We start from the raw sequence: 26,630 nt of genomic DNA, 5'->3' as shown, positions 1-26,630 counted from the left end.
AAGTGGTGTGAGCCATTAAGCTAACTTGTACTAATTACCCGTGAGGCTTAACCATACAACGCCAAACGCGTTTTATGTGATAGTGAAACAAGCGAAGAAGTTAATATAACTAAAGTAGATATTACTTAAGAAAGACTTAAAAAATATTATCAGATATTTTCCAAATTCAGTTAGTGCGTAGAAATACGGATTAACGCCCAAATTTGCTTGGTGACAATAGCGTTTTGGACCCACCTGATTCCATGCCGAACTCAGTAGTGAAACGAAACAGCGCCGATGATAGTGTAGCATTTGCTATGTGAAAGTAGGACATTACCAGGCTTCAAATTGTAGAAAGCCCGATTCGAAAGAGTCGAGCTTTTTTACGTCTGCAGAAAAGTAAAATGCGCGCAATTAATAGACACTCACATTAACATCCATCGCGTAGGGCGGGCGAGCGTAGTGACTCCTGACGCTAAAATTATGTTTAATCACACCAAAATCACTCAATATCTCTGCACGCCGATAAGTATGTAGCATTTCACTGTGACTTTTTACCGCTGTGGGCACTACGACATCCTACTGCGTAGCGCACCGACTTCACATTGTAGAAAGCCCGATTCGAAAGAGTCGGGATTTTTACGTCTGTAGAAAAGTAAAATACGCACAATTAATAGACACTCATATCAACACCCATCGCGTAGGCCGGGCGAGCGAAGCGACTCCCGACACTAAAATCATACGATCGTAATTTCACTCTGACTATCTAGCCCTGTAGATGTTTCCATAAATGCAGCTGCTTCACATTGAATAAAACCTTGCCCTAACTATTCAGTACCCTTATTAGACGTTCCTATAAGTATATAGCTCCATCTAAATATATTATTAAACAATGTATAACGAGTATTACCTGGTGCTAAGCTCATCAATGTTATTTACCGCATTACATCTCTAAATAACTGGCGTTATAGCGTGTGCAGAATAAATACACATACCTGATAATTATACTAATCGGCAATAATACCTAATCAATTTGGTGGATTGAACTTGACGCTAATTGCGTTAATAATTTCTGATATGCGATTGCATGGAGACTGAAGGTTGAGCAATTTAGAAGTCAATGACGAGAACAACGAAATAAAAGATTTTTTCCTCAAATAGATCATTTAACTAGGTAGATTGGCGTAAAGTTTATTTTATATTGGTTCTAACTAACCATCTATATAGTCCAATAAAAAACAATGCAGCAGATCCTAAGCCACTCAACACCCAAATTACTTTTAAAATGTTACCGCCAATGCTGCCGTCATGAAGAGGGTGTAACCAGTTTTTAATTTTACTAGCCGTGCTTTGCTTATCTATATTAAACAGGCTCTCTAGTTCCCCTGTAGACGCATTAACTTCGATATAGCTATGCGGGAAGCGATAAGAAGGGTCATTGTCAGTTTGAAACCTGAATCTGTAAATCGCATTTAAGTTTGAGGGTGTTTCAATCCAAGCTAAACGCGCACTTGGTAATGCTTTTTGAGCTATTAAGATCGCTTTTGATAAAGGAATATTGGATTGTTTGTTAGCTTGCATTTGTGTTTTTGAGGGAGAGTTTATATTGCTAACTAGAGCGATTAATACAGGGTCCGTTTGTTTTGGAATAGCGAGCATAACGCCTGTAGCAGTTAAAACTAATAATGGTATGCACAAAGCCAAACCAATAAGTTTATGCCAGTCATAAAGTAGACCTATTTTAGAACTGCGACGTTTAAATTTTAACGATTTTATCCATTGCCCAGGTTTTGGAAACCAAGCAAAGAATCCAGAGATAATAAGAAGTAATGTGGCTATGCCTATATAACCAACAACTAGAGTGCCTATTGCTCCTGTTAGTAATGAAAAATGTAAGTTGTATATCCAAGTTACTAGGTATTCCCCCCAGTAGTCTTTGCGTATTACTTCATCGTTATCACTAGATAGCCAAACCATTAAAGGCGCAAAGCCATGCTCTTTTGTTTCTATAGGGTTATAGTAGCGTGCGGGTACAATTGAATTCACACCTGTATTTTCTAATCGCCATGGTCCGAGCTTTGAAGGGAAATTTTTCCTTAACTTACTGTATGCTTTATCCCAATCAGGTATTTTTGTATTAGTAGTAGTGTCATTAATTGGATTTAACAGTGAGTCTATTTGTGGGTAATAAACTAACACGGAGCCAGAAAGGCTAATAATAGTGAGTAATACGCCTACCGAGAGGCCTAAGTACAAATGTAATCGTCTTGAGGTTTTTCGCCATGAAAGCTTTGGTGTCATCAATTGAGTAGCCGTAATGGGTAATGCAGATTTATTGGGCATTAAGAAGTGTTTGATTATGGAGTATATTATATGGTTTTTGATATGATTCGTGCGGCATTTTGTCGCACTTATTAAATTAATTATTTAAGAAGTAAAAACGCCAGCTCTAGACTGGCGTTAAAATACAATCTTAAAGTTTACTTAAGCTTTAGGTCCTGCATTTTTTATATCGTCTGATACGTCGTACTTAGCAAAGTTTTCAGTGAAGTCAGCGGCTAGTTTTGCTGCATATTCATTGTACTTAGCTTTGTCTTCCCAAGTATTGATTGGGTTAAGTAAGTTAGTATCTACACCAGGAACGGCTACCGGTACATCTAGGTTTAAAACATCAATGTGCTGAGTTTCAACACCCGCTAATTTACCAGATACGATTGCATCAATTACTGCACGAGTAGTTGGAATATCAAAACGTTTACCTGTGCCGTAAGGGCCGCCAGTCCAACCTGTATTCACAAGGTACACTTTAGCGCCAAACTCGCGTACACGCTTCATAAGAAGCTCAGCGTAAACACCAGCAGGGCGTGGGAAGAATGGTGCGCCAAAACATGTCGAAAATGTTGATTCAATATCGCTAGTAGAGCCAATTTCAGTAGAGCCAACTTTTGCTGTGTATCCACTTAAAAAGTGAAAAGCAGCAGCTTCTTCGCTAAGTATAGAAACTGGTGGTAATACACCGCTTACATCACAAGTTAAAAATACAACAGCTTTTGGTTCGCCTGCGCGGTTTTCTACTTTACGTTTTTCAACGTGTTCAAGTGGATATGCTGCACGGCTATTTTGAGTAAGGCTAGTATCGTTAAAATCTGGAATGCCTTTTTCATCTAACACTACATTTTCTAAAATAGTGCCAAAGCGAATAGCATTCCAAATTACAGGCTCATTCTTTTGTGACAGGTCGATACACTTAGCATAACAACCGCCTTCAATATTAAACACGCTGCCAGGTGCCCAACCGTGTTCGTCATCACCAATTAAAAAGCGAGTTGGATCTGCTGAAAGCGTTGTTTTACCTGTACCAGATAAACCGAAGAACAATGCTGTATCGCCTGCTTCACCAACGTTAGCAGAGCAGTGCATTGGTAATACACCTTTTGCTGGTAGTAGGAAGTTTTGCACAGAAAACATCGATTTCTTCATTTCACCGGCGTAACGCATACCAGCTAGTAATACTTTATGCTGTGCAAAGTTAATAATGACGGTGCCATCGCTATTTGTGCCATCACGTTCTGGCTCACATACAAACGAAGGAACGTTCATTACTTGCCATTGCGGTAAGTTTGAAGCGTTATAGTTTTGCGGTTCGATAAACATGTTTTTGGCAAAAATATGGTGCCACGCTGTTTCTGTAGTTACGACTACAGGTAGATAATGCTCAGGGTCTGCGCCAACTTCTAGGTGAGAGGTGAAGTGGTCATTACTTTGAACATGTGCTTCTACGCGAGCCCATAAAGCGTCAAATTTGTCTGCATCAAATGGGCGGTTAACATTGCCCCATTGAATGTCATCTTGAGTTGTAGCTTCTTGTACAATAAAACGATCTTTTGGTGAACGACCAGTTCGTTTTCCTGTAATTGCAACAAAAGCACCATTTGCGGCTAAAGTACCTTCGCCACGGCGGATCGCATGCTCGACAAGTTCAGCTGCGGTTAAATCGACAAAACGTGTAGCGCCTGTAGTCATGTTTATACCTAACTATGTGTGAGAGTTTGAACGGATAGCTCTGGGGTTATCAGTGCCCTTAAACTGAAATTATAGTAACAGAAGGTTTTAAGATATTCGAGCCCGTAAAGCCTCTAAAAACACATATATTTAAGAAAAAACATGAATAATTTCAATGATACCGGTGTCATGAAATTAGCAGAAAAGATGACACCGGTATCATCTTTTTATAATATAAAACCGCATATTATGCGGCTTTAATTACTATATATAGATGAAGCTGAATATTTAGTTGAAAATGCTTTTTATATCTTGTTCGTTAAAAACATACTCTTTTAAACAGTAATGACAGTTAATATTAACAGACCCTTTTTCGGTTACGTCTTTAAGTAGTTCTTCTTGTCCAATATTAACAAGTGCAGTAATTGTTTTATCACGACTACAACCGCATTTGAATTTAATCGCTTGAGGCTCAAATACACGAGGGTTATCTTCGTGGTAAAGACGTGTAAGGACTGTATTTGCATCAAGATGTAACAACTCTTCATCTTTAATGGTGTTACTTAATGCTTCTAAGTGCGCAAAGTCTTCAATTGATTTTTGTTTATCAACTGGGAGTACTTGTAAAAATAGACCACATGCTTTTGCGCTACCTTCAGTTGTGTCGGTTGCAAACCAAAGACGTGTCTTTAATTGCTCTGATTGCTCAAAGTAACTTTCTATACATTCACTCAGAGTATCGTGCTCTAAGGGCACTATACCTTGGTAACGTTCACCCTTACTTGGTGTAATAGTGATCACCATATAGCCTTGGCCAATAAGCTCTTTTACAGTTGTACCCGTAATTTCGCTTTGCAGGCGTGCAATACCACGCATGTTTTGTTTGTCATCACCATTTATAACAGCATATTTGACAGGGCCATCACCTTGAAGCTGTACTGCAATTTCACCTTCAAACTTTAAAGTTGCGGTTAGTAAACAGGTTGCAACAAGTAGCTCACCTAGTAATGCTTTAACAGGGTCTGGGTAATTGTGGTCGGCAATCATTTCATTATAAGCATTCTCGATTTGTACGAGTTCGCCACGAACATCTAGTTCGTTGAATAAATAACGGTGAAGTAAATCTTGTTGCATGAGTGGCTATACCTAACTTGATTTCATTTTTAAAAGTTCGCGTCTTTGCTTTTTATCTGGTTTTTTATCCGGATGAGGAGCAAAAAAACTGTTATTTTTGCGTGCGATGCTGTTTTCTTCGCGTTTAGCAATACTTGCATCAGATTCTTGATACATGGTCTGTGCAATGGGGGCGCTTTGACGTTTTTCAAGCACTGTGAGTATAGTTATCAGTTTTTCATCTACACCCTGAGCAAGTTTTACTTTTGCACCAACATCTACTATTTTGCTCGCTTTTGTACGTTGGCCATTATAATGTACTTTGCCGCCTTGCACCATTTCACGTGCAACAGCACGAGTTTTATAAAATCGTGCAGCCCATAACCATTTATCTAATCGAACTTTTAACTCATCTGCATGGTCTGAGTTGGTATTAGCATTACTTTTTTTACTCATAAGGCATTTCCCCACGTTTTTATAGCTTAAAATTTATCATGAAATCATCGTAGGATGAAGGTATTACAACAGCCGTTTACTTTTTGTACTACTATGTAAAGTTAATTTAATCTGTTTACAAAGTTTAATATTAGTGTGCTTGTTGAAAGAAAAATGAAAGGGTACTATGGGTACGCGCTAACGCAGTAAATTAAAATAAGAACACTATTTATGGAACAGCAAATCCAACAACTAAAACAATTTTTAACGCGGTTACCGCATGCTAAATTAAGTGCATTAGTGACACTGTTAGTTGTTGTTTATCTTGCATTTTTATTATCAAAGCTTGTCTGGCTTTTATGGCCGAAACCACCAGTAACTCTACTTACTCCTACTCATTATGCTAATCAGCCATCTGGTGCGAGTAATAACTCAGCGCAGCATATTATTGAGCAATTTTTATTTGGTAAAAAAACTGTAACAAACAACAATAATACTGCAAAACAATCGCAGGTTATAAATAATGCGCCAGAAACACGCCTAAGTATTAATTTAACCGGTATTGTAGCTGTTAATAATGATGACCAAGCAGGCATAGCAATTATTGAATCACAAGGTAAGCAAGTAAGCTACCTTGTTGAAGAGGTTGTACTTGGCACGCGCGCTGAAGTAGCGCAGATACTGCCTGATCGTGTTATTTTAGGTATTAATGGAGGTTTTGAAACATTAATGCTTGATGGGCTCGATTTTAGTAAAAAAGTATCTATGCCTGTACTCGCTGCGCGTGACGATGCCGAAATGGGTCCGCAAAAATTAGAGCCAAGTGAATTACAAATAGACGCCACTGCAGACCCAGACGTTAAAGAAGCAATTATAGAAACACGTGAAGAGTTACTCGAAGAACCGGGCAAGTTATTTGACTATATACGTGTTTCACAGGCTATGAATGATGGTGAACTAATTGGATATCGCTTAAGTCCAGGTAAAGAACCTGAACTGTTTAAGCAAATGGGATTAAAAAATAACGATTTGGCTATTTCTATAAATGGCTATCAATTAACAGATTTAAAACAGGCTATGTCAGCTATTAACGAGCTGCGTAATAGTACAGATGCCAATATCACTATAGAACGTGATGGTGAACAAATTGATGTGCAATTTAGTCTGCAATAATTTAGCTTTGGAGTTTTAATATAATGGTTCAGGTGCTACACCTCAAAAAAATTAAAAAAGGGTTAGCTAAGTACGCGGCACTTTTTTTGGCGGCAAGTATTTCTTTGTCTGTTTCTGCTGTTGAATATGCTGCTAACTTTAAAGGCACTGATATCAACGAGTTTATTAATATTGTTGGTAAAAATCTCAATAAAACGGTAATTATTGACCCTAACGTGCGCGGCAAAGTAAATGTTCGCAGTTATGAGTTAATGGACGAAGCGCTTTATTACCAGTTCTTCTTAAATGTATTGGAAGTTTATGGCTACTCAGCTGTTGAAATGGACAATGGCATTCTTAAGGTAGAAAAAAGTTCAGACGCCAAAAAATCAAATGTGCCACTTATTACCGAAGGTAACGAAGCTAGCGGCGATATGATGATTACACGTGTTGTACGTGTCAAAAATGTGAGCGTACAAGAACTAGGCCCTTTAGTTCGTCAATTTAGCGATCAAAAAGATGGCGGCCATGTTGCTAACTTTAATGCGGCTAACGTAATGATGTTAACGGGGCATGCTGCATCGGTTAATCGCTTAGTTGAGATTATTCGCTCTGTTGATCAGGCGGGTGATAAGCGTGTAGACATTGTTAAGCTTAAATATGCAACAGCAGATGATGTTGTCTCTGTGGTAGACAATATTTATAAAGACAGCGGCAAAGGCAGCGTACCTGAGTTTTTAATTCCAAAAGTAGTCGCTGATGGCCGAACTAATAGCGTTATTGTAAGTGGTGAAGGCCAAGCACGTACACGTGCCATAGAGCTTATTAAGCGCTTAGATGGCGAATTAGAAAGCCAAGGTAATACCAAGGTGTTTTACCTAAATTATGCTAAAGCTGAAGATTTAGTAAAAGTACTGCAAGGCGTAAGTAAGTCACTTGTTGAAGATGCACAAGGCGGTACCACTAAGACTCGTAGCAGAAGTAACAACGAGAGCAGTATAGAAGCTCACCCAGATTCAAATTCACTAATTATCACCGCACAGCCAGACACAATGCGCTCGCTTGAGTCGGTAATTGAACGTCTTGATATTCGCCGTGCACAAGTACTTGTAGAAGCCATTATTATTGAAGTAATGGAAGGTGACGGGGTTAACTTAGGCCTGCAGTGGATTTCTGAGCAGGGCGGTATGTTGCAATTTAACAATGGTACTACGGTTCCTGTTGGTTCATTAGCTGTTGCTGCAGAGCAAGCACAAGATACAACCGTAACTAAAACTATTATTGGTACAGAATCAGGAAACGTTACTAGTTATGATGAAACGACTGAGGGTGATTATGATGCGCTTGCTTCATTGCTAAGTGGTATTAATGGTTTAGCGCTGGGTGTTGTTAAAAATGACTGGGGCGCAATTATTCAGGCTGTTGCCACTGATACAAATTCAAATATTTTGGCTACACCGTCTATTACTACAATGGATAACGAAGAAGCCTCAATTTTAGTTGGTCAAGAAGTACCTATTATTACAGGCTCACAAACGGGCAGTAATAATGCTAACCCATTTCAAACGGTTGAGCGTCAAGAAGTCGGTATTAAACTAATAGTTACGCCACAGATTAACGATGGCTCTGCAGTACAGCTTACAATTGAGCAAGAAGTATCAAGTGTAAGTGGTGCAACTGCTGTTGATATTTCAGTTAATAAACGTGCAATCAAAACAACGGTTATGGCCGATGATGGCGGTATGGTTGTACTGGGTGGCTTAATTGACGAAGACGTACAAGAAAGTGTTTCTAAGGTGCCGTTATTAGGCGATATTCCTATTTTAGGTCATTTGTTTAGATCAACAAACACAACACGCCGTAAGCGTAATCTTATTGTGTTTATTCGACCAACCATTATTCGTGATGGTGTAAGCATGAATAAGTTAAGCTTTAATAAATATAACTTTATTCGTGGTGAGCAGTTTAAACAAAAAGAAGACGGTATTGAGTTAATGCCAATGACTGATACGCCTATTTTACCTGAGTGGAATGACGAATTAGTACTTCCACCTACGTATGAAGAGTCTCTACGTAAACAAAATGCACAAGAGCGTAAAGATGACTAATGCGATTCAAGAGATAAACCAAGATGTGGTTCATCCTCAAACGCATAATCAGGATGAACTATTAACGAGTGATGTATTAGTTGAGTTACCAGCAAAGCGTTTGCCGTTTTCGTATGCAAAACGTGCAGGTGTGTTACTTGGCAAAAATAAAGACCACCGTATAGTTTACTACCGTGGTGAGCTAGATGTGGAAGTACTATTAGAAGTACGTCGTATCGCAGGCCATGGTTTTACACTTGAGCAATTGGCTGATGATAAGTTTGAGCTATTGCTTGAAGCGTCATACCAACGTGATAGCTCTGAAACGCAACAAATGATGGAAGATATTGGCAACGAGGTTGACTTATTTTCACTTGCTGATGAGCTCCCACAAACTGAAGATTTACTTGCTGGTGACGATGACGCGCCAATAATCAAGCTTATTAATGCCATGCTTAGCGAAGCGATTAAAGAAGGGGCTTCTGATATTCATATCGAAACCTTCGAGCAAGAGCTTGTTATTCGCTTTAGGGTAGATGGCGTACTTAAAGAAGTCCTTAAGCCTAATCGGAAACTTGCGTCGTTACTTGTATCTCGTATTAAAGTAATGGCTAAGCTTGATATAGCCGAAAAACGTATCCCACAAGATGGCCGTATTAGTTTACGTATTGCCGGACGTGCAGTTGATGTGCGTGTATCAACAATGCCATCGAGCTTTGGTGAGCGTGTGGTGCTGCGTTTACTTGATAAAAATAACGCGCGTTTAAACCTTGAAGACTTAGGTATGACTGCAGAAAATCGTGCATTGTTTTCAGATTTAATTAGTAAACCTCACGGAATTATTTTAGTAACAGGGCCAACAGGTTCTGGTAAAAGTACCACCCTATATGCTGGTATGAGTCAAATTAACTCACGCGATCGTAACATTCTTACTGTTGAAGATCCGATAGAGTACGAAATTCCAGGCATAGGCCAAACTCAAGTTAATGCAAAAGTTGATATGACATTTGCTCGTGGTTTACGTGCAATATTACGTCAAGATCCTGATGTAGTAATGGTGGGTGAAATACGCGACCTTGAAACTGCGCAAATTGGTGTTCAAGCGTCACTTACCGGTCACCTTGTTATGTCTACTCTGCATACTAATACTGCATCGGGTGCAATTACACGTATGGAAGATATGGGTGTTGAACCATTCTTACTTTCATCGTCGTTACTCGGTGTGTTATCACAGCGTTTAGTACGTACGTTATGTAATACCTGTAAAGAAGGTCACACGGCTGATGAGCATGAATGCCAGTTGTTAGGTACTCCTTTTGAAAGCCAACCTACAATCTACCGAGCGGTGGGGTGTGAAGAGTGTAACTTTAATGGTTACCGTGGTCGTACGGGTATTCACGAGTTACTTGTAGTTGATGAAACAATACGTGAAATGATTCACAACGGTAAAGGCGAGCAAAGCGTAGAAAAATACATTCGTAAGCGCAGCCCAAGTATTCGCCAAGATGGGTGTAGCCGTGTACTTGCAGGTAAAACAACACTTGAAGAAGTCTTGCGTGTTACCCGTGAGGAAGGCTAACTATGGCGGCGTTTGAATACCGTGCCTTAGATGGCCGAGGTAAAGAAAAAAAAGGCATTTTAGAGGCCGATACAGCTAAACAAATTCGCCAAACTTTGCGTGACCAAAAATTAACGCCGCTTGAAGTTATCCCTGCGGCGCAAAGTGACAAACAAGTCAAAGGTGAAAAAGCCCCTTTACTCGGTGGCTTTTTTAAACCAACAATTTCAACCTCAGACTTAGCGCTTATAACCCGCCAATTAGCAACATTGATACAATCGGCACTCCCTGTTGAAGGCGCAGTTATGGCTGTTGCTGAACAATGTGAAAAGCCGCGTTTAAAGCGTATGCTTATGTCGGTACGTTCAAAAGTAGTTGAAGGTTACACCCTTGCCGATGGTCTTAGTGAGTTTCCTCATGTTTTTGACGACTTATATCGTGCAATGGTAGCCGCAGGCGAAAAGTCGGGCCACCTTGATCAAGTACTTAATCGTTTAGCCGACTATACTGAGCAGCGCCAACATATGCGTAGCCAAATAACTCAGGCTATGGTTTACCCTATTATTTTAGTGGTATTTGCAATTGGTATTGTGTCGGTATTACTGGGTACGGTGGTACCAAAAATATTAAAAACGTTTGAAAAAACGAAACAAGTACTCCCTTGGACAACCGAATGGGTTATGGCGGGTAGCCATTTTGTGCAAAATTACTGGTTTATTAGTTTAATAGCCATCACAGCAATCGCTATTGGTATTAAGCATGCACTTAAACAGCCAAAAATACGTTTTTGGTGGGATGACCGAGTGCTACATATGCCAGGCATAGGTAAAGTGGCTCGTGGTATTAACACCGCACGTTTTGCGCGTACTTTAAGTATTTTATCATCAAGTTCAGTGCCACTGCTTGAGGGAATGCGTATATCGGGTGGCGTACTCATTAACGAAAAGATTAAAAAAGCGGTTGCTGATGCATCCGATAGAGTGAGTGAGGGTGCAAGCTTAAGAGCTGCACTTCAGCAAACTAAGTTGTTTCCACCAATGATGCTGCATATGATAGCAAGTGGTGAAAAATCAGGTGAACTAGAGCAAATGTTAGAGCGTGCTGCAAATAACCAAGATCGCGAATTTGAGAGCATGGTTAATGTATCGCTTAAACTACTAGAGCCTGCGATGATCGCCTCAATGGCGGTTATTGTATTATTTATAGTAATGGCAATATTACAGCCAATAATGGCTATGAATAAAGCTGTTGGACTTTAAGTTAAAATAATTTTTAAATATATTAATGGTTTTACCTAAACCATTTTTACTTAGTGTTTTTAGAATAATGAGGTAATTACGTGAATAAACAATCAGGTTTTTCTTTACTAGAAGTAATGGTGGTACTGGTTATCATCGGAATGATTATGTCAATTGTTGCACCTAACATTATGGGCCAGCAAGAAGAGGCCGCTATCGATAAAGCGCATCTAGATATTCAGCAATTAGAAGATGCAATGAGCTTATACAAGCTTAAAAATAAGAGCTACCCAAGCACAGAGCAAGGTCTTGAAGCGCTAGTAACTCAAACAAGTATTGAACCGGTTCCAAAGCGTTTCCCTGACGGTGGTTTTATTAATGAACTACCAGAGGATCCATGGGGCAATCTATATCAACTAATTAGCCCAGGTGAAATTGGCAAGTTTGATATTTTTTCTATGGGCCCAGATGGAGAAGTAGGTACTGATGACGATATCGGTAACTGGGACGAAGAAAAACAATAATGCTTAAGTACATCGTTTTGTATGAACATGTTATTGCTAGAGGCTTGCTATGAAAGCAAGCCTTAAGCAGTGTCATACAAAAAGCAGCGGCTTTAGTTTAATTGAAATTTTAGTGGTACTAGTGATCATCGCTTTTGCCACCAAAATGGTGGTATACAGCTTAGAAGGCGGTGCGGAGGAAGAATTAGATACTCAAGCACTCAGGCTGCATACCACCATTAATATGGCATCTGAATTTGCTATTTTAAACCAAGTTGAATTGGGATTGTTAGTTGAAGACAACACGCTAGAATATTTAGTTTTCGATGGTGAAAAGTGGATTACCTTTGACCGTGAAGATCTTTTTAAACCAATCGAGTTAGATGAAAGATTAAAGCTTACTCTTAATTTAGAAGATTTAGCGTGGGCGCAAGATAATCTCTTAGAGCAATCTAACTGGCGCGAGCTTATGAGTGGTGGCGATGAAGACAGTTTACTTGAGCTCAAAAAGCTGAAAATCCCACAAGTACTTATTTTGTCATCAGGTGAAGTAAGTGCGTTTCAGCTTATATTAGAGTTAAAAGATCAAAGTGAGCCTGTGTATTACATTGAAGGTGAATTTACAGCACCCATTAACTTTCGCCGAGAGCCAGAATAATGAAGCATACTAAAGGGTTTACCTTATTAGAAGTGCTTGTCGCATTAAGTATTTGCGCCATGGCGGGCATAGCGGCAATGCAAGCAACAAGCGAGCATATACATCACTTAACCACTATTGAAGAACAAACCTACGCATCGTGGGTCGCCGAAAACGTTATTATTGAACAACGTACTAAAGGTGAGCAATGGCAAGGTAAAAATAACCTTAAAGGCAGCGAAGTAATGGGCGGCGTTGAATGGTTTTGGCAACAAGAAGTAACCGCTACCGCTGATAAGAGCTTTGTTAAGCTAACAATCAATGTTTTTACGGATGAAAAGTATGAGCATTCGGCATATGAGTTATCAACGTATTTAAATAAAGGCAAAAAGTAAGTGAAGCAGCGTGGGTTTACATTACTCGAAGTTATGGTTGCACTGGGTATTTTAGCTTTTGTTATTATTGCTACTCATCAAATACTAGAGACGACAACAAGAGCAAAAGATGCCTCAGATGAAAAAATTACTGAGCTAAATGGATTGCAAACAACATTTAGGTTAATGGATCAAGATTTTAGCCAAATGACCAAACGCGCAGTTCGCAATGAGTCGGGCGATGTTCAAGAGCAATACTTATTGGCTGGTCGTTATGTTTTAGAAAGCCAGTACGATGGTATTGCGTTTGTACGAGATGGTTGGATAAATCCAATAAATTTATTACCACGCTCTGAGCTACAAGCCGTCGGTTATAGAGTGATAGACGATAACCTTGAGCGTGTTTATCGGGTTTATGTTGATCAGCTTGATAATATGGAGCCGCGGGTTCAACGTGTACTGGAAAATATTGAAGAGCTTAAGTTTGAGTTTTTGGATGATAAAAACGAATGGCAAGAACAGTGGGAAATTAAAGCGCTTCCTAAAGCGGTTGCTGTTACGTTGCAACAAATAAAAGCAGAGCCGATTCGTCGAGTATTTTTAGTACCAGGGCAGGGCAAGGTTGTTGCTCCACCAAGCACAACACAAGATACGAGCGTGGATAATGGTTAAGCAGAAATCATCGCGCGGCGCAGCACTTGTTATTGTTTTGTTTATTGTGGCATTAGCGGCTATTTTAGCAGTAGAAATGAGTGCTAATTTAATGGTGCAAGTGCAAAAAAGTACTAATTTGCAAGGTCATCAGCAAGCTAAATGGTACGCCTACGGTGCAGAAGAGCTTGCTATTAAAGGGCTAATACAAAGTAAAAAAGATGATGCCGATAAAACAACACTTGATCAAGTTTGGGCAACTCAAGGTGATGCTTCATACCCTGTTGATAACGGCACGTTAAGTGGCAAAATTACTGATTTACAAGCATGTTTAAATTTAAATGCTTTAGCTATAGCGCCAGATACAAACAGCGCGAGTAAAACAAACCCTGCGCATAAAGCACTATTTGCATTACTTGAAAATATTGAAGATTTACCTGCTGATGAATCAGAAGAGACAATGGCAGATAGCGTATTCGATTGGCTTGACGAGGACAGCATAACGTATCGCTCAGGCGCAGAGGAAGACGAGTATTTATCACGAGATTTTCCGTATATGACAGCCAATAGTTTATTTGCATCAACATCGGAGCTGCGCTTAGTTAAGGGCTTTAATCCATTAGTGATGGAAAAAGTATTGCCGTATGTATGTGTAATACCCGGCAGTACGCTTTTATCTATTAACGTAAATACATTAATTCCAGAGCAAGCTCTTATACTAAGTGCCTTAATAGAAAGTTTGAGCTTATCTGGCGCAGAGGCTGTGATAGGTGCAAGACCGCAAACTGGCTTTGACACCATTGATGAATTTTTTGAACAGGTGAAGCAGCAAGGCGGTACTAATACCGACTCAGTAAAAAGTTTATTTAGTATTAAAAGCGAATATTTTAAATTACAAACGCAGGCAAATTTTGTCGACCTGCGTTTTTCGATGACCACATTACTGCACGCTAAAGACGGTGACGTAACGATACTGGCGCGAAAATTTGGAGGCGTACAGTGACAGAAATACTGTTGATCCGCACGGGTCAAAACGAGCAAGAATTACTTAACTGGTTAATTTACTCACCACAAGAACAAGAAATAATAGCTAGTGGCGAGTTACCAAATGCAGAGCATTTAAGTGAGCTAAGTGAAAGAGCGCTTACCCGAGAAGTTGTCGTGTTATTACCAAGTGACCAAGTGCAATTAAAAACAGTCGCTTTGCCAACAAAATGGAATCGCAAGCTTGAGCAAGCACTGCCATATATGCTCGAAGAAGATATAGCATGTGACGTAGATGAACTGTTTATAGCTGTAGCGCAGCCGACAATGCTTGGTGAGCAACATGCAATACGAGTAGCAATGACTGACCGTGAATGGTTTGAACAATGGCTCGCATTATTTGCTGAGCATAATTTATCAGTATACAGAATATTACCCGATGCCTTGTTGTTACCGCTTGCAGATGATGGCGCAGTCACCGCTATCGAGCTAAATAACCAATGGTTATTTAAGCAAGGGCAATGGCATATTGGTGCGGTTGAATCTAGTTGGTTAAATGGCTACTTAACAGCCATGGGTAATCCTGATATTAAACATTTCAGCCCAGCTAGTCAGTTTCCAGAAAGCGTTAACTTACAAGCGCAAACGAGTGAGTATGACTTACCTCTAGCATTATTTGCAAAGCAGTTAGATAGCGTTAAGTTTAACTTACGCCAAGGTATGTATCAGCTTAAAAAACAAAGTTCTTTATGGTGGGGTTACTGGAAAGGCGCAGCAACTATAGCAAGTGTTGCATTGGTCTCTACAATTACAATAAAAGCGATTGAGCTGCATCAACTTAATACACAACTAGAAGTAGCTAAGGCTCAAGTAGTCGACAGATACCAAAAAGCATTTCCGGGAACTAAAGTTCGCCCTAATCTAATTAAAAGCCAAATTAAAGGCGCTTTAGATAAAGTGCAAGGCTCAAGTGAGTCGGGCTTTTTAGACTTAACGACTAATTTAGTTGACGTATTTTCTCAAGTCAATGAATTTACACCTGAAACACTTCGTTATGACAAACGTCGCAATGAGCTGCGCATTCGTGCACGCGCGAAAGACTTCCAAACCTTTGGTAAAGTAAAAATCATACTTGAAAAACAAGGTTTAACGGTTGAGCAAGGGTCTTTAAATAACGACGGTGATTATGTAGTTGGCGAAATTAAACTGCGAGGTGCAGTATGAAAAAGCAGTTAATGCAACAATGGCGCTCGCTCAAAGAGCAAGAACAACAATTGGTAATGGTCGCTGGTGGCGTGTTTATTATTTTTGTTTTAGTAATGGGAATATTTAGACCATTAAACAATGCGATAGAAAAGGCACAGCAATCTCAAATTAAACAACAAGAGCTATTAGCTTGGGTTGATGAAAGTATTGTTAAGCTAAAGGCTGCGGGTAACACCAGTGTTGCTAGCAATGCAAACTTAAGCCAAATTGTTAATTCTACACGTGGACGCCATCAAATAAGTATTAGTAAAATGCAGCCAAATAGTGATTCACTACGTTTGACGTTAGATTCTGTAGAATTTAATCAGTTAATAGAGTGGTTAGATGAACTAGTGAATCAACATGGCTTAAAAATCGAAAACTTAGATTTAAGCCGCGATGATAAATCAGGCTATGTGCGTGTAAGCCGTTTGGTATTAGAGAATTAATTAATGAAAAAAATAATAACGTTATCGGCTGTCTTTTTAATTAGTTTTATTGTGTTTTGTATTATTAAATTACCAGCAAGTATTGCGCTAGATGTCGCAAAACCGTATTTTCCAAAGCAATTAGAAGTCGGGCAAACTGTAGGTACTGTTTGGCAAGGTCAAATGATGCAAGTTCGCTTTGATGGTGAGCAGTTAAATAATGTGCGCTGGGACATTGCTGGCTGGAAGTTATTTACAGGTGAGCTAAATGCGAATGTGAAATTTGGTAATGCACGAGAGCGAAGTGATATTTCGGGTTACGCAGATGTAAGCTACGGGCTTTTTAATAAAGAAGTTAAAGTGACTGACGGCCTAGTACGCTCAACGGTAGAGCGTGCAATGCAACGCGTGCAACTTCCTCTGCCTGTAACAGCGAAAGGGCGTGTAATTTTAGAACTTGATGAATACAGCTCAGGTGCACCTTATTGTGATTCACTAAAAGGCGAAATAGCGAGTCCTAATATTGACGTACAAGGCTTAAATGGATGGTTTAATATTGGTCCTCTGGCTGGTAAATTAAGTTGTAAGTCGGGCGACGTTGCTATATTAATTGACCCAGATAATACGCTTGGCCTTGAGGCAGATGCTACACTTAAAGCTAATTTCGACTTTAGTGTGGCAGGCTATGTAAAACCAGATGCTAGCTTACCTAAAGATGTACATGATGCGGTTAAGTTTTTAGGCCGACCAGATAGCCAAGGTCGTTATCCGCTCAACTTTTAATATTTGAATATAAAGAGTTTTAATGCAAATACCCCAATTTACTGAGCTGCAAGCAAAGCAGCTCAGCACATTTTTAAATACGCAATCTAAAGCAATGAACCTTGAGCAAAGCCAAGGCTATTTATTTGGCGTTATTTGCTCGCCCACCCCATTAGATGTGCATGAGTGGCTTGAGCAGATATTACCAAATACAGCCAATGATTTAGATGAAGAAATGCTTTTTTTGTTTATGGCGCTATACCATAAAATTAGTGAGCAAGTATTTGAAACAGGATACAAGCTGCCCGTTGAGTTTACTCTTGAATTTTGTAAACCATGGAGCGAAGGTTTTTTAGTGGCTACTAAAGCATATGCAGAGCCACTTTTAAATGCGCCTGAGTTAGATGCAGAATTTAAAGAAGCATTAGAGAGTGCACTAAGCACACTGAGCTTTTTTGCTCTTGATCAGCAGGCAATTACACAGATTGCCCAGCAAAATAGTATGACTAAAGAAGCCTTATGCCAGTATCAATATGAATCAATGGGTGACTTTGCACTAGGCTTTGCAGAACTTATAGAAGTTGTGGCCATTAACAGTGGTTTAATAACTGATGACAGTTGGGACGAATAGCTTGAGTTTAAGCGCTTAGTTAATCTAAGCGCTTAATTCTAATACAATATCAGTACAGCCTTGCTTGCACTTTACCATGCCTTTACCAGGCTCGCTGGTGGCTAAATCAAGTGTTAAAACCCCATTACACTTATCACACTTTAACGTTTTGCCTTGTGCTAATTGCTTGAGCATATTGCGCTGTTTATGAAATGAGTCGCTTGCTTTTTTATTTAATCCTGAAAAATCCACTACTTTGCTCGCTTTTGCTCTAATGCTTCAGTCACTATTTTACATACCGTATTTAAACGATTGTCATAAAAATAAAGGTTTAAGTCACGTTCACGACAATAGCGTAAGTGAAATAACTGTACAGAGTCATCTGTTGTAAACGTTTTTTCTACGTACTCACCCTCAGATTCAGAGAGTTTAAGTTGAGTGCTAATTCTATTTTTAGCCATATTTGCAGCAGGGCTTCTATTAACCTTACTTGCATCACTTAAAAAGCCAATGCCTTCACCTAGTAACCTTTCGCGAGGTTCTTTTATAAGTGGATGATCGATTGTAAAAATGGCAAGGATCACAACGACCAAAATAATAAATTTTTTCATGGATACGTAAACCTTGATCTAAGTAGGGTTGAATTACCATGCAGTGTAATAAACTGCATTTTAAAAGCAAGTAACTGGGATGAATAAATTATTAGCAATCTATGCCAGTAATTTTAACCAACATTGTTATAATGGTTAACAGCAGTCAGATATTTCTGAAATATCTGAAAGTATTCGAGAAGGCAATTTATTAAAGTAAATCTGCCTAGCAGGTAACTTGCTAACTTTAAGTATAGAGTACTTGAGTATTGCTGGATTTTTATTTCCAAGCGGCGTTGAGGAACTTCGATGGACAAGCAAATTAAAGTAAAGAATATCCCTGTAGAGGTGAAAATCCAAAAACCGGATTTAAGCCGTCAAGATGATAGGTTCAATCCCCGAAATCGTATTTATGTGCGTGCCGTAAAAGGCCTACATCAATTACTTAGGCAGCGCATTGGCTTTTTAGGCCTACTTGCGTTTATGTTACTTCCTTGGATTAATTTTAATGGCCAGCAAGCTGTGCTGTTTGATCTAATTGGTCAAAAATACAATATTTTTGGTTTAACGCTATGGCCTCAAGATTTTACCATATTAGCGTTTATTTTTATGCTGGCAGCATTTGCGCTGTTTTTAGTGACGACCTTCTATGGACGGGTGTGGTGTGGTTACACTTGCCCGCAAACTGTTTGGACTTTTATTTTTATTTGGTTCGAGGAAAAGCTTGAAGGCACTGCCAATCAGCGTAAAAAACTCGATCAACGACCCATGGACTTTGATAAGTTTTGGCGTAAAACGGCAAAGCATACTAGTTGGGTATTGTTTTCGTTATATACCGCTATTTCTTTTGTGGGTTACTTTACGCCAATAAGGGAGTTACTTCCTGATTTTGTAACGTTTAACGTGGGTGGTTATGCACTAGTCAGTATTATTTTCTTTGCTGCGTGTACCTATGGTAATGCCGGTTGGATGCGTGAAATTATGTGTTTACACATTTGCCCTTACTCACGTTTTCAATCAGCTATGTTTGATAAAGATACATACACCGTAACGTACGACGAAAGCCGTGGTGAAAGCCGTGGCCCTCGTTCACGTAAAGTAGATCATGAAGATTTAGAGCTAGGCGACTGTATCGACTGTAACTTGTGTGTTCAAGTGTGCCCAACAGGTATTGATATTAGAAATGGGTTACAAGCTGAGTGTATTAATTGTGGTGCATGTATTGATGCGTGTGATGGCGTAATGGATAAAATGGAATACCCGCGTGGGCTTATTTCATATACGACAGAGCGAAACCTCGAAACGCCAGAAAATAAAACGAATCCACTACGAGCTAAAATCATTGGTTACACGGTCATACTTGTTGTGCTTACGGGAGCACTTGTAGCTAATATAGCACTGCGTAAAACAATGGACTTTGATATCATTCGTGATCGAAACCAATTATATCGTGTCGATTTTGATGGTTTAGTAGAGAACACCTACACATTAAAGGTAATTAACAAGGCACAGTACGAGCAAACTTTTAATATTAAAGTACAAGGGTTAGATAACTTTAATTATATTGGTAAGCAGTCATTTACTGTGCAGGCAGGGGAATCTCATAACGTGCCATTGTCGCTTGTAATGGACCCTTATGATTTGAATGCGCCGATGACAGAGTTTAACTTTGTGCTTTCACCGGTAGATGAGCCGGATGAGACAATATCGCAGTCGAGTAACTTTTTTAAAGCGCGATAATCACAACCTACCTTAAATAGGTGAGTTGATATAGCAATTAACAAAAGCGGGTATATAACCCGCTTTTTATTTTATATAAGAAGAGTATGAGTAAATTTAGTTTTATTGACTTAACACCTGACCTAATACTCGATGCAATAGAAAGCGTAGGTGTGTACGCCGAATCTGGTTTGTTGGCACTCAATAGCTATGAAAACAGAGTGTACCAATTTAAAGCCGATGATGGTCTGCGTTACGTAGTGAAGTTTTATCGCCCAGAGCGCTGGAGTAAAGAGCAAATTCAAGAAGAGCATGACTTTGCATTTGAACTGGCTGAAGCGGAAGTACCTGTTGTTGCCCCTATTTTATATAATGGGCAAAGCTTGTTTGAACACGAAGGTTATTTGTTTGTGTTGTTTCCAAGTGTAGGTGGGCGTTTATTTGAGGTTGATAACTTAGATCAGCTTGATGTAATGGGGCGTTTAATTGGCCGTATGCACCAAGTGGCTAAAACAAAACCTTTTACTTACAGGCCAACAGTTACCTGTGATGAATATTTGCATACAGCCAAAGTTCATCTTCAAAAAAGTAATTTAGTGCCTATGGGAATAAATACCGCCTTTTACACTATTTTAGATTTAGTGATAGAGCAGGCGCAAAAACAGTATAAAGATGTACAAAGTATTCGCTTACATGGTGACTGTCACGTTGGCAATATTTTGTGGGCAGGGGATGCGCTCATGTTTGTAGATTTAGATGATAGTCGCCAAGGTCCTGCAATCCAAGATCTATGGATGATGCTCAGTGGCGATAGAGCGACGCAACTGTTACAGTTAGATACCCTTGTGAATGCGTATGAAGAGTTTTGTGATTTTGATCACTCTCAACTCAAATTAATTGAACCGCTGCGAGCGATGCGTATTATCCATTATATGGGATGGGTAGCTAAACGATGGAGCGATCCTGCCTTTGTGCGGAACTTTACATGGTTTGCTGATGACAAATACTGGGAGCAACAAATTTTAGCATTGAAGGAGCAACTTGCAGCACTGCAAGAAGCACCGTTAAAGTTATTGCCGTAATCTTTTATTTAAAACAAGTACACGAGATATACATGCTTAAAAAATTAAAACTGAGTTTATTACTTTTATGTTTACCATTTGCAGCACTTGCTGCACAGTTTGAAGTTGATAATCAATACACTGTTATTGATGTAGACAAAAGTACATCGCCACAAGTAACCGAGTTTTTCTCATTTTACTGTCCACATTGTTTTAAGTTTGAACCCGTAGCAAAAGCAATTGAACAAGGCCTACCAGAAGGTGCTGAGTTTATTAAAAACCACGTGAACTTTTTAGGTGGCGTGTCACCACAAGCACAAAGTAATTTAAGCTTTGCCTACTTAATTGCTAAGCAGCATGGTCAGGCGCAGAGTATTAGCGATCAAATTTTTAAAAGTATTCATGTTCAGCGTGCTCCTTTAACTGAAATGAAAGACGTTAAAAAATTACTTGAAGTAAACGGTATTGATAGCGCAACGTTTGATCAAGAAATTGCAAGCATGCCAGTTATTTCGGCTGAGCAAGCAATGCAAAACAAACAAAATAAATATTCAAAATTAGGCGCACTTACAGGTGTACCTACTTTTATTGTTAACGATAAATATAAAATAAACCTCAATACCATCAAAAACCAAAAAGAACTTGATGAGTTAGTAGCGTTTTTATTAGCACTATAAATTTCGGAGCATAATAATGATTAAATTAGTTAAAGCAGGTTTGCTTGCAGTACTACTTCCTATGGCGGCAACAAGCTTTGCAGCAACGTACGAAGAGGGCGTGCATTACGATGTGGTTTCTGAGCGAGCAACTAAAAAGCCAGAAATTAAAGAGTTTTTCTCATTTTACTGCCCTGCATGTAATAACATGGAAGCATTAATTGGTGAATTTAAGCCTAAGCTTGATAAAAACGTTAAATTTAAAAAGAGCCATGTTGATTTTGTAGGTGTACGTGACCCTGAAAATCAACAGATGATGAGCCAGGCACTTGCTACTGCAGAAGTGCTTCCGCAAAAAGATAAAATTGTCTCTGCAATCTTTAATCATATCCATACCAAGCGCGCTAAATTTAATGAGCTTGCAGATGTAAAAGATATATTTGTAGCACAGGGCGTTGATGGCGATAAGTTTGATAAACTTTTCAAAAGCTTCTCGGTACGTACGCTGAGCTCTAAAATGAAACGCGATCAGGACTACTTCAAAGAAAAAGGCGCACTACGTGGCGTACCTACATTTATTGTAAATGGTAAGTATAAATTAAACCTAGGTCGTGAGTCGGGTATTACTGAGCCAGAAGACATTGGTAAACTGATTAATTATTTAGCTAGCAAATAAATTTAGCTAAAACTAAAAAAGCTCCTCAGGGAGCTTTTTTTTATGGGCAACGTTTACTGAGCGTATTTATTTACGCTGTAAGAAAACACCCGACTCAATGTGATGCGTATAAGGGAACTGATCAAATATAGCAAAGCGCTTAACGTTGTGCGTACGTGTTAAGTGATCAAGGTCACGCTCAAGGGTTTCTGGATTACACGATATATAAATTATGCTTTCGTAGTTAGCCACTAAGTCACACGTTAATTCATCCATGCCTGCGCGCGGTGGATCAACTAATATGGTTTGGCAGTCATAGCTTTTAAGATCAATACCGTCTAAACGAGAAAAAGTACGTTCGCCATTCATTGCTTGAGTAAACTCTTCACTAGACATACGAATAATATCTAAGTTCTCTACGTTATTTTTAGCAATATTGTATTGAGCAGAATGAACAGATGATTTTGATATTTCCGTCGCTAATACTTTATTAAAAGAGCCTGCTAGCGCAATAGAAAAGTTTCCGTTACCGCAATAAAGTTCTAATAAATCATTTTTAAGTGGCTTACATAAATCTTGTGCCCACTCCAACATATTAATATTTACTTTTGCATTAGGCTGAGTAAAGCTATTTTCTACTTGTTGATAAATAAGCTCTTGACCATTAACTGTTAAACGCTCAGTTACAAAGTCATCACCCAGCACTTCTTTTTGTTTGCGAGCGCGGCCTATAAAGTCAATTTTGTATTTACTGCTTAGTTTTTCTTTAAGCGCTTTAATTTCACTTAACCATTCATCATCAAGTGGTTTGTGATAAAGCAAGCTTACTAAAATTTCACCGCTTAGCGTTGATAGGTAATCGATTTGAAATAACTTACGACGTAATATTTCACAAGGCTTAAGATGCTCAATCATCACCTGCATTATTTCACCTACTAGAGGCGCTGCGGGATCAAATGTATCAACACGGATTTTTTCTTTTGTTTGTTGATCAAACATAATGTGAAACAGATCGTCACCATCGTGCCATACTCTAAATTCAGCACGTTGGCGGTAGTTAGTTGGCTCTGAGCTAAATACTTCTAATTGCTCCACACCAAAACGTTGGAACTGTGCACTAATACGCTGCTCTTTTTCACTTAACTGCGCTTGGTACTGTGTGGTATCTATTTTAATAACTGCCATTAACGCTACTACCTTATCTAAGATCTGTTTATCGGCGCTATTGTAGGGAGCGCTGCGTATTTGTCTAGTTTTGGCTAGCATTTATGCTGTTTTATTGAACATTGTACTTTAGTTTTTAGTGTTATAGCCGATAATAAACTACGCACGCTTAGGAGACGAATCATGAAAATAGGTAATTATGGCTTTACGCCAAACAACAACATCAATAAATTCAACAATAAAGCTGATATACAGCAACCTACAATTACGTCTCCTCAGGATAGCTATCAACAACGAGGTCGAGAGTTGGCCGCAAAGGTGCTTGGCGATAAAATGGCTGAGCAGCTTGGATTACCTATCGCAGAAAAAAAAGCAGATAAACCACTATTTGATTTTGATGAAATAGTAAAAAACGTACTCGATTTTGTAAGTAGTGCTGTTAATAAAGCAAAAGCTAACGGCGCTGATGACGAAAAGCTCAAAGATATGTTAGGCGACGCGCGCAAAGGAGTCCAAATAGGGATCGATGACGCGGTTGATGAGCTCAAAGGAACTGGCGTATTTAATGACGACATGGAAGAGGGCATTAATAAATCTAAAGAGGGTATTTACAATGGGCTTGATGAGTTTGAAGAGTCATTATTTAACCCACAACCTGCCAGCGTAAATATAAGCCAGGCTCAATATGTCAGTATGACGAGTAATGCAGAGTATAAATTTACCACCGCAGAAGGTGATGAGGTAAGTATCAGCTTTGCAGATGCATTTGAATCTCAATCGGCAAGCGGCTATCAGCAAAACAGTAATAGCGAGTCGTTTGCAAGCTCATCATCGCAATCTCGACAGGTATCATTTTCGATGTCGGTTAATGGTGACTTAAACGAGCAAGAGCAAGAAGCTATTAATGCGATGATGGAAGATTTACAAGATTTAAGTAAAACATTTTTTGGTGGTGACCTGGATGAAGCATTTGAACAAGCTCAAGAGCTGAGTTTAGACAGTGACCAGCTGGTGGCTTTTTCTATGGATTTACGCCAAACAAAAACAATAGCCACAGTTAAAAGCTATGAAGAATATAAACCAGCACCAGAAAAACAAGTATCAGAGGGCTTAGCTCCCTTTAATGATGACCTTAAAAATGCTTTTGAAAAAGCGGGCGAACTTGGATTACAAAATCAACTAGCTGGCATTCTACAGTGGTTAAATCAAGATCAGGAACAAATAGATAAGTTAGTAGATTACACAAAGTCTATGTTCGAAAACCTTAATCAGTTAAATTCAGCAGCCGACGATCTTGCTGATTTAGAAACCACGCAAAGTTAAACTACTTTCTTTTATAAATACCTCATGGCAAACTGCCGTTCTTAAAGTAAAGTGGGAACAGTAGTTTGTCAGCGCATATAATGGTCTTTGATTCAGGTATTGGTGGAACTACTGTACTTGAGCATATAAAGCACAGTATCCCAAATGCTCAGTACAGTTATTTTATGGATAATGCTTTACTACCTTATGGTGCTCAATCCCAGCAGACAATCATTAACCGATTATGCTCACTTATTCATTTCATCAAAGCTAATACGCTTAGCGTTGATTTAATTGTAATAGCGTGTAATACCGCTTCTACATCTGCACTTAGTGCTGTTCGTCAAATTACGGATATTCCTATTGTAGGCGTTGTGCCAGCAATAAAGCCTGCGGCAGAGTTAACACGTTCAAATCATATTGGCTTATTAGCCACACCAGCCACGGTCGCCAGTTCATACACTAAAACATTAATTGCTGAACATGCACGTAATGTAATCGTTAATCTATATAGTAGTGTGGAGTTAGTAACTTTAGCTGAGCAATACTTTTTTACAGAGTCCTTGGATATAAACAAGTTGCATCAAGTGCTTGATGACCTACATATAGACAAAACCATAGATGTACTTGTATTAGGATGTACGCACTTTCCAATACTAGCAGAGCCTATTAGTCAGTATTTTGAAGGAAAGGTTAAATTACTTGATTCAGGTGTAGCGATAGCAAATAGAGTCGACTACCTACTTAAGCAACTTAACTTACATATGAATAAACTGACAGACATAAAAAAGCCGCTGCAATATTATGCAACGGCTGATGTGTTTAGCAATAAGCTAGCGGTAAAGCTAGTTACACTGACTGATCCGTCTCAGTACGCAGAGCATTAGAATCATCTTCTTGTTTTTGTTTTGCTTCACGTACCTTTAAAGTACGTTGTTGGAACTCGCTATCGTTCAAGTTAGCAATTGCATTGTCTGCATCAGCTTGCGCCATTTCAACAAAACCAAAGCCACGACGTTTGCCAGTATTCTTATCCTTTAATAAACGAACATTGAATACTTTGCCTTGTTCTTCAAATAATGCACGAACCACACCTTCGTTTGCACGATAAGGAAGGTTACCAACATAAAGCGTTTTTGTTTTAACTTCAGCTTCTTCAGTCACATCAGATGATATTGCAGCAATAGCAATTGCACCTATTAATAAACCAGCACCAAATAGTAATGCAGGGTTTAAAGCTAAGCCGCCTAAAGCAAACTCAACAACAACAAAACCAACTACAGCAAGAATAACAGAGAAGATAAAAGATTTTTGATCGGGTAATTTCATTTTAGATCTACCAATAAACAGGAAATAAACATTAATTTAACATTGTGAACTTGCTATCTTAACGTCTAAATCAAACATAGCAATGATATTTGTATTAAATTATAAATGAGAGCACAAAAAAGCATCACCTTAGGCGGGGTTTCATATAGTTTTACGTGGTTTTGTTCTATTTTTGTTCGAACAGTAAAAAGATCTAAAAAAAGGGTTGATCTGTTTTCGGATCTCCCTATAATGCGACCCCACTGAGACGGGAAACGCCAACGCATAGCGAGGCAGGAACAAATCAGAGAGTTAAATAAAACTTCGGTTTTAAATTGTCGAAAGAAAGTTTAAAACAAAGTGTTGACTCGAAAAATAAAGGGTGTATTATTCGCATCCCTTGAGACGCTAAAGCGA

The 26,630-nt window shown here is 39.0% G+C and carries 27 protein-coding genes and 1 rRNA gene; 20 read left to right on the top strand and 8 right to left on the bottom strand.

The window, feature by feature from the left end; genetic code table 11:
* Positions 1 to 206: 206 nt before the first annotated feature.
* A 5S ribosomal RNA gene (rrf, locus tag I6E80_RS19945) occupies positions 207 to 321 on the top strand.
* Between the two features lie 849 nt (positions 322 to 1,170).
* On the opposite strand, the gene I6E80_RS19940 is transcribed toward rrf, so the two are convergent.
* The 4 genes from I6E80_RS19940 to hslR form a co-directional block, all read right to left on the bottom strand.
* Entirely contained in the window at positions 1,171 to 2,322 is a 1,152-nt protein-coding gene (locus I6E80_RS19940; protein WP_231616831.1) for a PepSY domain-containing protein, read from the bottom strand.
* Positions 2,323 to 2,463: 141 nt separating this feature from the next.
* Positions 2,464 to 4,002, bottom strand: coding sequence for a phosphoenolpyruvate carboxykinase (locus I6E80_RS19935; RefSeq protein ID WP_197186290.1), 1,539 nt, complete (start codon positions 4,000 to 4,002; stop codon positions 2,464 to 2,466).
* A gap of 267 nt (positions 4,003 to 4,269) precedes the next feature.
* Positions 4,270 to 5,115 carry an Hsp33 family molecular chaperone HslO gene (gene hslO, locus I6E80_RS19930; protein ID WP_076926093.1) on the bottom strand — a complete coding sequence of 282 codons (846 nt, stop codon included), beginning with the start codon at positions 5,113 to 5,115 and terminating at the stop codon, positions 4,270 to 4,272.
* A 12-nt stretch (positions 5,116 to 5,127) separates the two neighbouring features.
* Positions 5,128 to 5,550, bottom strand: coding sequence for a ribosome-associated heat shock protein Hsp15 (hslR, locus tag I6E80_RS19925; protein WP_024598238.1), 423 nt, complete (start codon positions 5,548 to 5,550; stop codon positions 5,128 to 5,130).
* A gap of 210 nt (positions 5,551 to 5,760) precedes the next feature.
* Here hslR and gspC point away from each other — a divergent pair, with 210 nt between their 5' ends.
* The 13 genes from gspC (at position 5,761) to I6E80_RS19860 (ending at position 17,779) form a co-directional block, all read left to right on the top strand.
* Positions 5,761 to 6,702 (top strand): type II secretion system protein GspC, encoded by a 942-nt coding sequence (gene gspC / locus I6E80_RS19920; protein ID WP_024598237.1) that lies wholly within the window; start codon positions 5,761 to 5,763, stop codon positions 6,700 to 6,702.
* A gap of 23 nt (positions 6,703 to 6,725) precedes the next feature.
* Entirely contained in the window at positions 6,726 to 8,789 is a 2,064-nt protein-coding gene (gspD, locus tag I6E80_RS19915) for a type II secretion system secretin GspD (protein ID WP_024598236.1), read from the top strand.
* Positions 8,782 to 10,347: a type II secretion system ATPase GspE gene (gspE, locus tag I6E80_RS19910; protein ID WP_024605967.1), complete on the top strand. Its 1,566-nt coding sequence runs from the start codon at positions 8,782 to 8,784 to the stop codon at positions 10,345 to 10,347. Before gspD ends, gspE begins: the two co-directional genes overlap by 8 nt.
* A 2-nt stretch (positions 10,348 to 10,349) precedes the next feature.
* Positions 10,350 to 11,585, top strand: coding sequence for a type II secretion system inner membrane protein GspF (gene gspF, locus I6E80_RS19905; RefSeq protein ID WP_076926095.1), 1,236 nt, complete (start codon positions 10,350 to 10,352; stop codon positions 11,583 to 11,585).
* Between the two features lie 80 nt (positions 11,586 to 11,665).
* Positions 11,666 to 12,088, top strand: coding sequence for a type II secretion system major pseudopilin GspG (gspG, locus tag I6E80_RS19900; protein ID WP_007586585.1), 423 nt, complete (start codon positions 11,666 to 11,668; stop codon positions 12,086 to 12,088).
* Positions 12,089 to 12,137: 49 nt separating this feature from the next.
* Positions 12,138 to 12,725: a prepilin-type N-terminal cleavage/methylation domain-containing protein gene (locus I6E80_RS19895; protein ID WP_024597727.1), complete on the top strand. Its 588-nt coding sequence runs from the start codon at positions 12,138 to 12,140 to the stop codon at positions 12,723 to 12,725.
* Entirely contained in the window at positions 12,725 to 13,099 is a 375-nt protein-coding gene (gspI, locus tag I6E80_RS19890; RefSeq protein WP_024597726.1) for a type II secretion system minor pseudopilin GspI, read from the top strand. The genes I6E80_RS19895 and gspI overlap by 1 nt, the downstream gene beginning before the upstream one ends.
* Positions 13,100 to 13,750 carry a type II secretion system minor pseudopilin GspJ gene (gene gspJ, locus I6E80_RS19885; RefSeq protein WP_076926096.1) on the top strand — a complete coding sequence of 217 codons (651 nt, stop codon included), beginning with the start codon at positions 13,100 to 13,102 and terminating at the stop codon, positions 13,748 to 13,750.
* A complete protein-coding gene (gene gspK, locus I6E80_RS19880) occupies positions 13,743 to 14,732 on the top strand; it encodes a type II secretion system minor pseudopilin GspK (RefSeq protein ID WP_024597724.1) in 990 nt (329 codons plus the stop codon). Before gspJ ends, gspK begins: the two co-directional genes overlap by 8 nt.
* Positions 14,729 to 15,937: a type II secretion system protein GspL gene (gene gspL, locus I6E80_RS19875; RefSeq protein WP_197186289.1), complete on the top strand. Its 1,209-nt coding sequence runs from the start codon at positions 14,729 to 14,731 to the stop codon at positions 15,935 to 15,937. The genes gspK and gspL overlap by 4 nt, the downstream gene beginning before the upstream one ends.
* Positions 15,934 to 16,407, top strand: a complete 474-nt coding sequence (gene gspM / locus I6E80_RS19870) for a type II secretion system protein GspM (RefSeq protein ID WP_197186288.1) — start codon at positions 15,934 to 15,936, stop codon at positions 16,405 to 16,407. Before gspL ends, gspM begins: the two co-directional genes overlap by 4 nt.
* 3 nt (positions 16,408 to 16,410) lie before the next feature.
* Positions 16,411 to 17,169, top strand: coding sequence for a type II secretion system protein N (locus I6E80_RS19865; RefSeq protein WP_197186287.1), 759 nt, complete (start codon positions 16,411 to 16,413; stop codon positions 17,167 to 17,169).
* A gap of 22 nt (positions 17,170 to 17,191) precedes the next feature.
* Positions 17,192 to 17,779 (top strand): UPF0149 family protein, encoded by a 588-nt coding sequence (locus I6E80_RS19860; protein WP_024597720.1) that lies wholly within the window; start codon positions 17,192 to 17,194, stop codon positions 17,777 to 17,779.
* A 24-nt stretch (positions 17,780 to 17,803) separates the two neighbouring features.
* On the opposite strand, the gene I6E80_RS19855 is transcribed toward I6E80_RS19860, so the two are convergent.
* Positions 17,804 to 18,010, bottom strand: a complete 207-nt coding sequence (locus tag I6E80_RS19855) for a hypothetical protein (protein ID WP_024597719.1) — start codon at positions 18,008 to 18,010, stop codon at positions 17,804 to 17,806.
* A complete protein-coding gene (locus I6E80_RS19850) occupies positions 18,010 to 18,369 on the bottom strand; it encodes a hypothetical protein (protein WP_197186286.1) in 360 nt (119 codons plus the stop codon). Before I6E80_RS19850 ends, I6E80_RS19855 begins: the two co-directional genes overlap by 1 nt.
* Positions 18,370 to 18,657: 288 nt before the next feature.
* Between I6E80_RS19850 and ccoG the strand changes: the two genes are divergently transcribed.
* The 4 genes from ccoG to I6E80_RS19830 all read left to right on the top strand — a co-directional run bounded on the left by ccoG (position 18,658) and on the right by I6E80_RS19830 (position 22,460).
* The gene (gene ccoG / locus I6E80_RS19845; protein ID WP_197186285.1) at positions 18,658 to 20,088 is read left to right on the top strand and encodes a cytochrome c oxidase accessory protein CcoG; all 1,431 of its coding nucleotides are present in this window, start codon (positions 18,658 to 18,660) and stop codon (positions 20,086 to 20,088) included.
* 86 nt (positions 20,089 to 20,174) lie between these two features.
* Entirely contained in the window at positions 20,175 to 21,149 is a 975-nt protein-coding gene (locus tag I6E80_RS19840) for a serine/threonine protein kinase (protein WP_008137601.1), read from the top strand.
* A gap of 32 nt (positions 21,150 to 21,181) precedes the next feature.
* Positions 21,182 to 21,805: a thiol:disulfide interchange protein DsbA/DsbL gene (locus I6E80_RS19835; protein WP_007586563.1), complete on the top strand. Its 624-nt coding sequence runs from the start codon at positions 21,182 to 21,184 to the stop codon at positions 21,803 to 21,805.
* Between the two features lie 16 nt (positions 21,806 to 21,821).
* A complete protein-coding gene (locus I6E80_RS19830) occupies positions 21,822 to 22,460 on the top strand; it encodes a thiol:disulfide interchange protein DsbA/DsbL (RefSeq protein WP_076926100.1) in 639 nt (212 codons plus the stop codon).
* A 66-nt stretch (positions 22,461 to 22,526) separates the two neighbouring features.
* Here the strand turns inward: I6E80_RS19830 and trmA are convergent, their stop codons facing one another.
* Positions 22,527 to 23,624 carry a tRNA (uridine(54)-C5)-methyltransferase TrmA gene (gene trmA, locus I6E80_RS19825; RefSeq protein WP_076926104.1) on the bottom strand — a complete coding sequence of 366 codons (1,098 nt, stop codon included), beginning with the start codon at positions 23,622 to 23,624 and terminating at the stop codon, positions 22,527 to 22,529.
* Between the two features lie 162 nt (positions 23,625 to 23,786).
* Between trmA and I6E80_RS19820 the strand changes: the two genes are divergently transcribed.
* Positions 23,787 to 24,926: a DUF5610 domain-containing protein gene (locus tag I6E80_RS19820; protein WP_076926102.1), complete on the top strand. Its 1,140-nt coding sequence runs from the start codon at positions 23,787 to 23,789 to the stop codon at positions 24,924 to 24,926.
* 65 nt (positions 24,927 to 24,991) lie between these two features.
* Positions 24,992 to 25,792, top strand: a complete 801-nt coding sequence (murI, locus tag I6E80_RS19815) for a glutamate racemase (protein ID WP_197186284.1) — start codon at positions 24,992 to 24,994, stop codon at positions 25,790 to 25,792.
* On the opposite strand, the gene I6E80_RS19810 is transcribed toward murI, so the two are convergent.
* On the bottom strand, positions 25,755 to 26,234 hold the full coding sequence (locus I6E80_RS19810; protein WP_024596401.1) for an RNA-binding protein: 480 nt from the start codon (positions 26,232 to 26,234) through the stop codon (positions 25,755 to 25,757). The two genes, murI and I6E80_RS19810, sit on opposite strands and share 38 nt — an antisense overlap.
* Positions 26,235 to 26,630: the final 396 nt, after the last annotated feature.

This window comes from Pseudoalteromonas sp. NSLLW218, assembly GCF_015864775.1.
GTDB lineage: Bacteria > Pseudomonadota > Gammaproteobacteria > Enterobacterales > Alteromonadaceae > Pseudoalteromonas.
Note: the sequence above shows the minus strand (reverse complement) of the source record. Positions and strands in the feature narration are given on the sequence as shown.

Bases quoted from the DNA above. Each gene is read 5' to 3' on its own strand.
- I6E80_RS19940 (WP_231616831.1), bottom strand. From the start codon at position 2,322: ATGCCCAATAAATCTGCATTACCCATTACGGCTACTCAATTGATGACA.
- I6E80_RS19935 (WP_197186290.1), bottom strand. From the start codon at position 4,002: ATGACTACAGGCGCTACACGTTTTGTCGATTTAACCGCAGCTGAACTT.
- hslO (WP_076926093.1), bottom strand. From the start codon at position 5,115: ATGCAACAAGATTTACTTCACCGTTATTTATTCAACGAACTAGATGTT.
- hslR (WP_024598238.1), bottom strand. From the start codon at position 5,550: ATGAGTAAAAAAAGTAATGCTAATACCAACTCAGACCATGCAGATGAG.
- gspC (WP_024598237.1), top strand. From the start codon at position 5,761: ATGGAACAGCAAATCCAACAACTAAAACAATTTTTAACGCGGTTACCG.
- gspD (WP_024598236.1), top strand. From the start codon at position 6,726: ATGGTTCAGGTGCTACACCTCAAAAAAATTAAAAAAGGGTTAGCTAAG.
- gspE (WP_024605967.1), top strand. From the start codon at position 8,782: ATGACTAATGCGATTCAAGAGATAAACCAAGATGTGGTTCATCCTCAA.
- gspF (WP_076926095.1), top strand. From the start codon at position 10,350: ATGGCGGCGTTTGAATACCGTGCCTTAGATGGCCGAGGTAAAGAAAAA.
- I6E80_RS19895 (WP_024597727.1), top strand. From the start codon at position 12,138: ATGAAAGCAAGCCTTAAGCAGTGTCATACAAAAAGCAGCGGCTTTAGT.
- gspI (WP_024597726.1), top strand. From the start codon at position 12,725: ATGAAGCATACTAAAGGGTTTACCTTATTAGAAGTGCTTGTCGCATTA.
- gspK (WP_024597724.1), top strand. From the start codon at position 13,743: ATGGTTAAGCAGAAATCATCGCGCGGCGCAGCACTTGTTATTGTTTTG.
- gspM (WP_197186288.1), top strand. From the start codon at position 15,934: ATGAAAAAGCAGTTAATGCAACAATGGCGCTCGCTCAAAGAGCAAGAA.
- I6E80_RS19865 (WP_197186287.1), top strand. From the start codon at position 16,411: ATGAAAAAAATAATAACGTTATCGGCTGTCTTTTTAATTAGTTTTATT.
- I6E80_RS19860 (WP_024597720.1), top strand. From the start codon at position 17,192: ATGCAAATACCCCAATTTACTGAGCTGCAAGCAAAGCAGCTCAGCACA.
- I6E80_RS19850 (WP_197186286.1), bottom strand. From the start codon at position 18,369: ATGAAAAAATTTATTATTTTGGTCGTTGTGATCCTTGCCATTTTTACA.
- ccoG (WP_197186285.1), top strand. From the start codon at position 18,658: ATGGACAAGCAAATTAAAGTAAAGAATATCCCTGTAGAGGTGAAAATC.
- I6E80_RS19840 (WP_008137601.1), top strand. From the start codon at position 20,175: ATGAGTAAATTTAGTTTTATTGACTTAACACCTGACCTAATACTCGAT.
- I6E80_RS19835 (WP_007586563.1), top strand. From the start codon at position 21,182: ATGCTTAAAAAATTAAAACTGAGTTTATTACTTTTATGTTTACCATTT.
- I6E80_RS19830 (WP_076926100.1), top strand. From the start codon at position 21,822: ATGATTAAATTAGTTAAAGCAGGTTTGCTTGCAGTACTACTTCCTATG.
- trmA (WP_076926104.1), bottom strand. From the start codon at position 23,624: ATGGCAGTTATTAAAATAGATACCACACAGTACCAAGCGCAGTTAAGT.
- I6E80_RS19820 (WP_076926102.1), top strand. From the start codon at position 23,787: ATGAAAATAGGTAATTATGGCTTTACGCCAAACAACAACATCAATAAA.
- I6E80_RS19810 (WP_024596401.1), bottom strand. From the start codon at position 26,234: ATGAAATTACCCGATCAAAAATCTTTTATCTTCTCTGTTATTCTTGCT.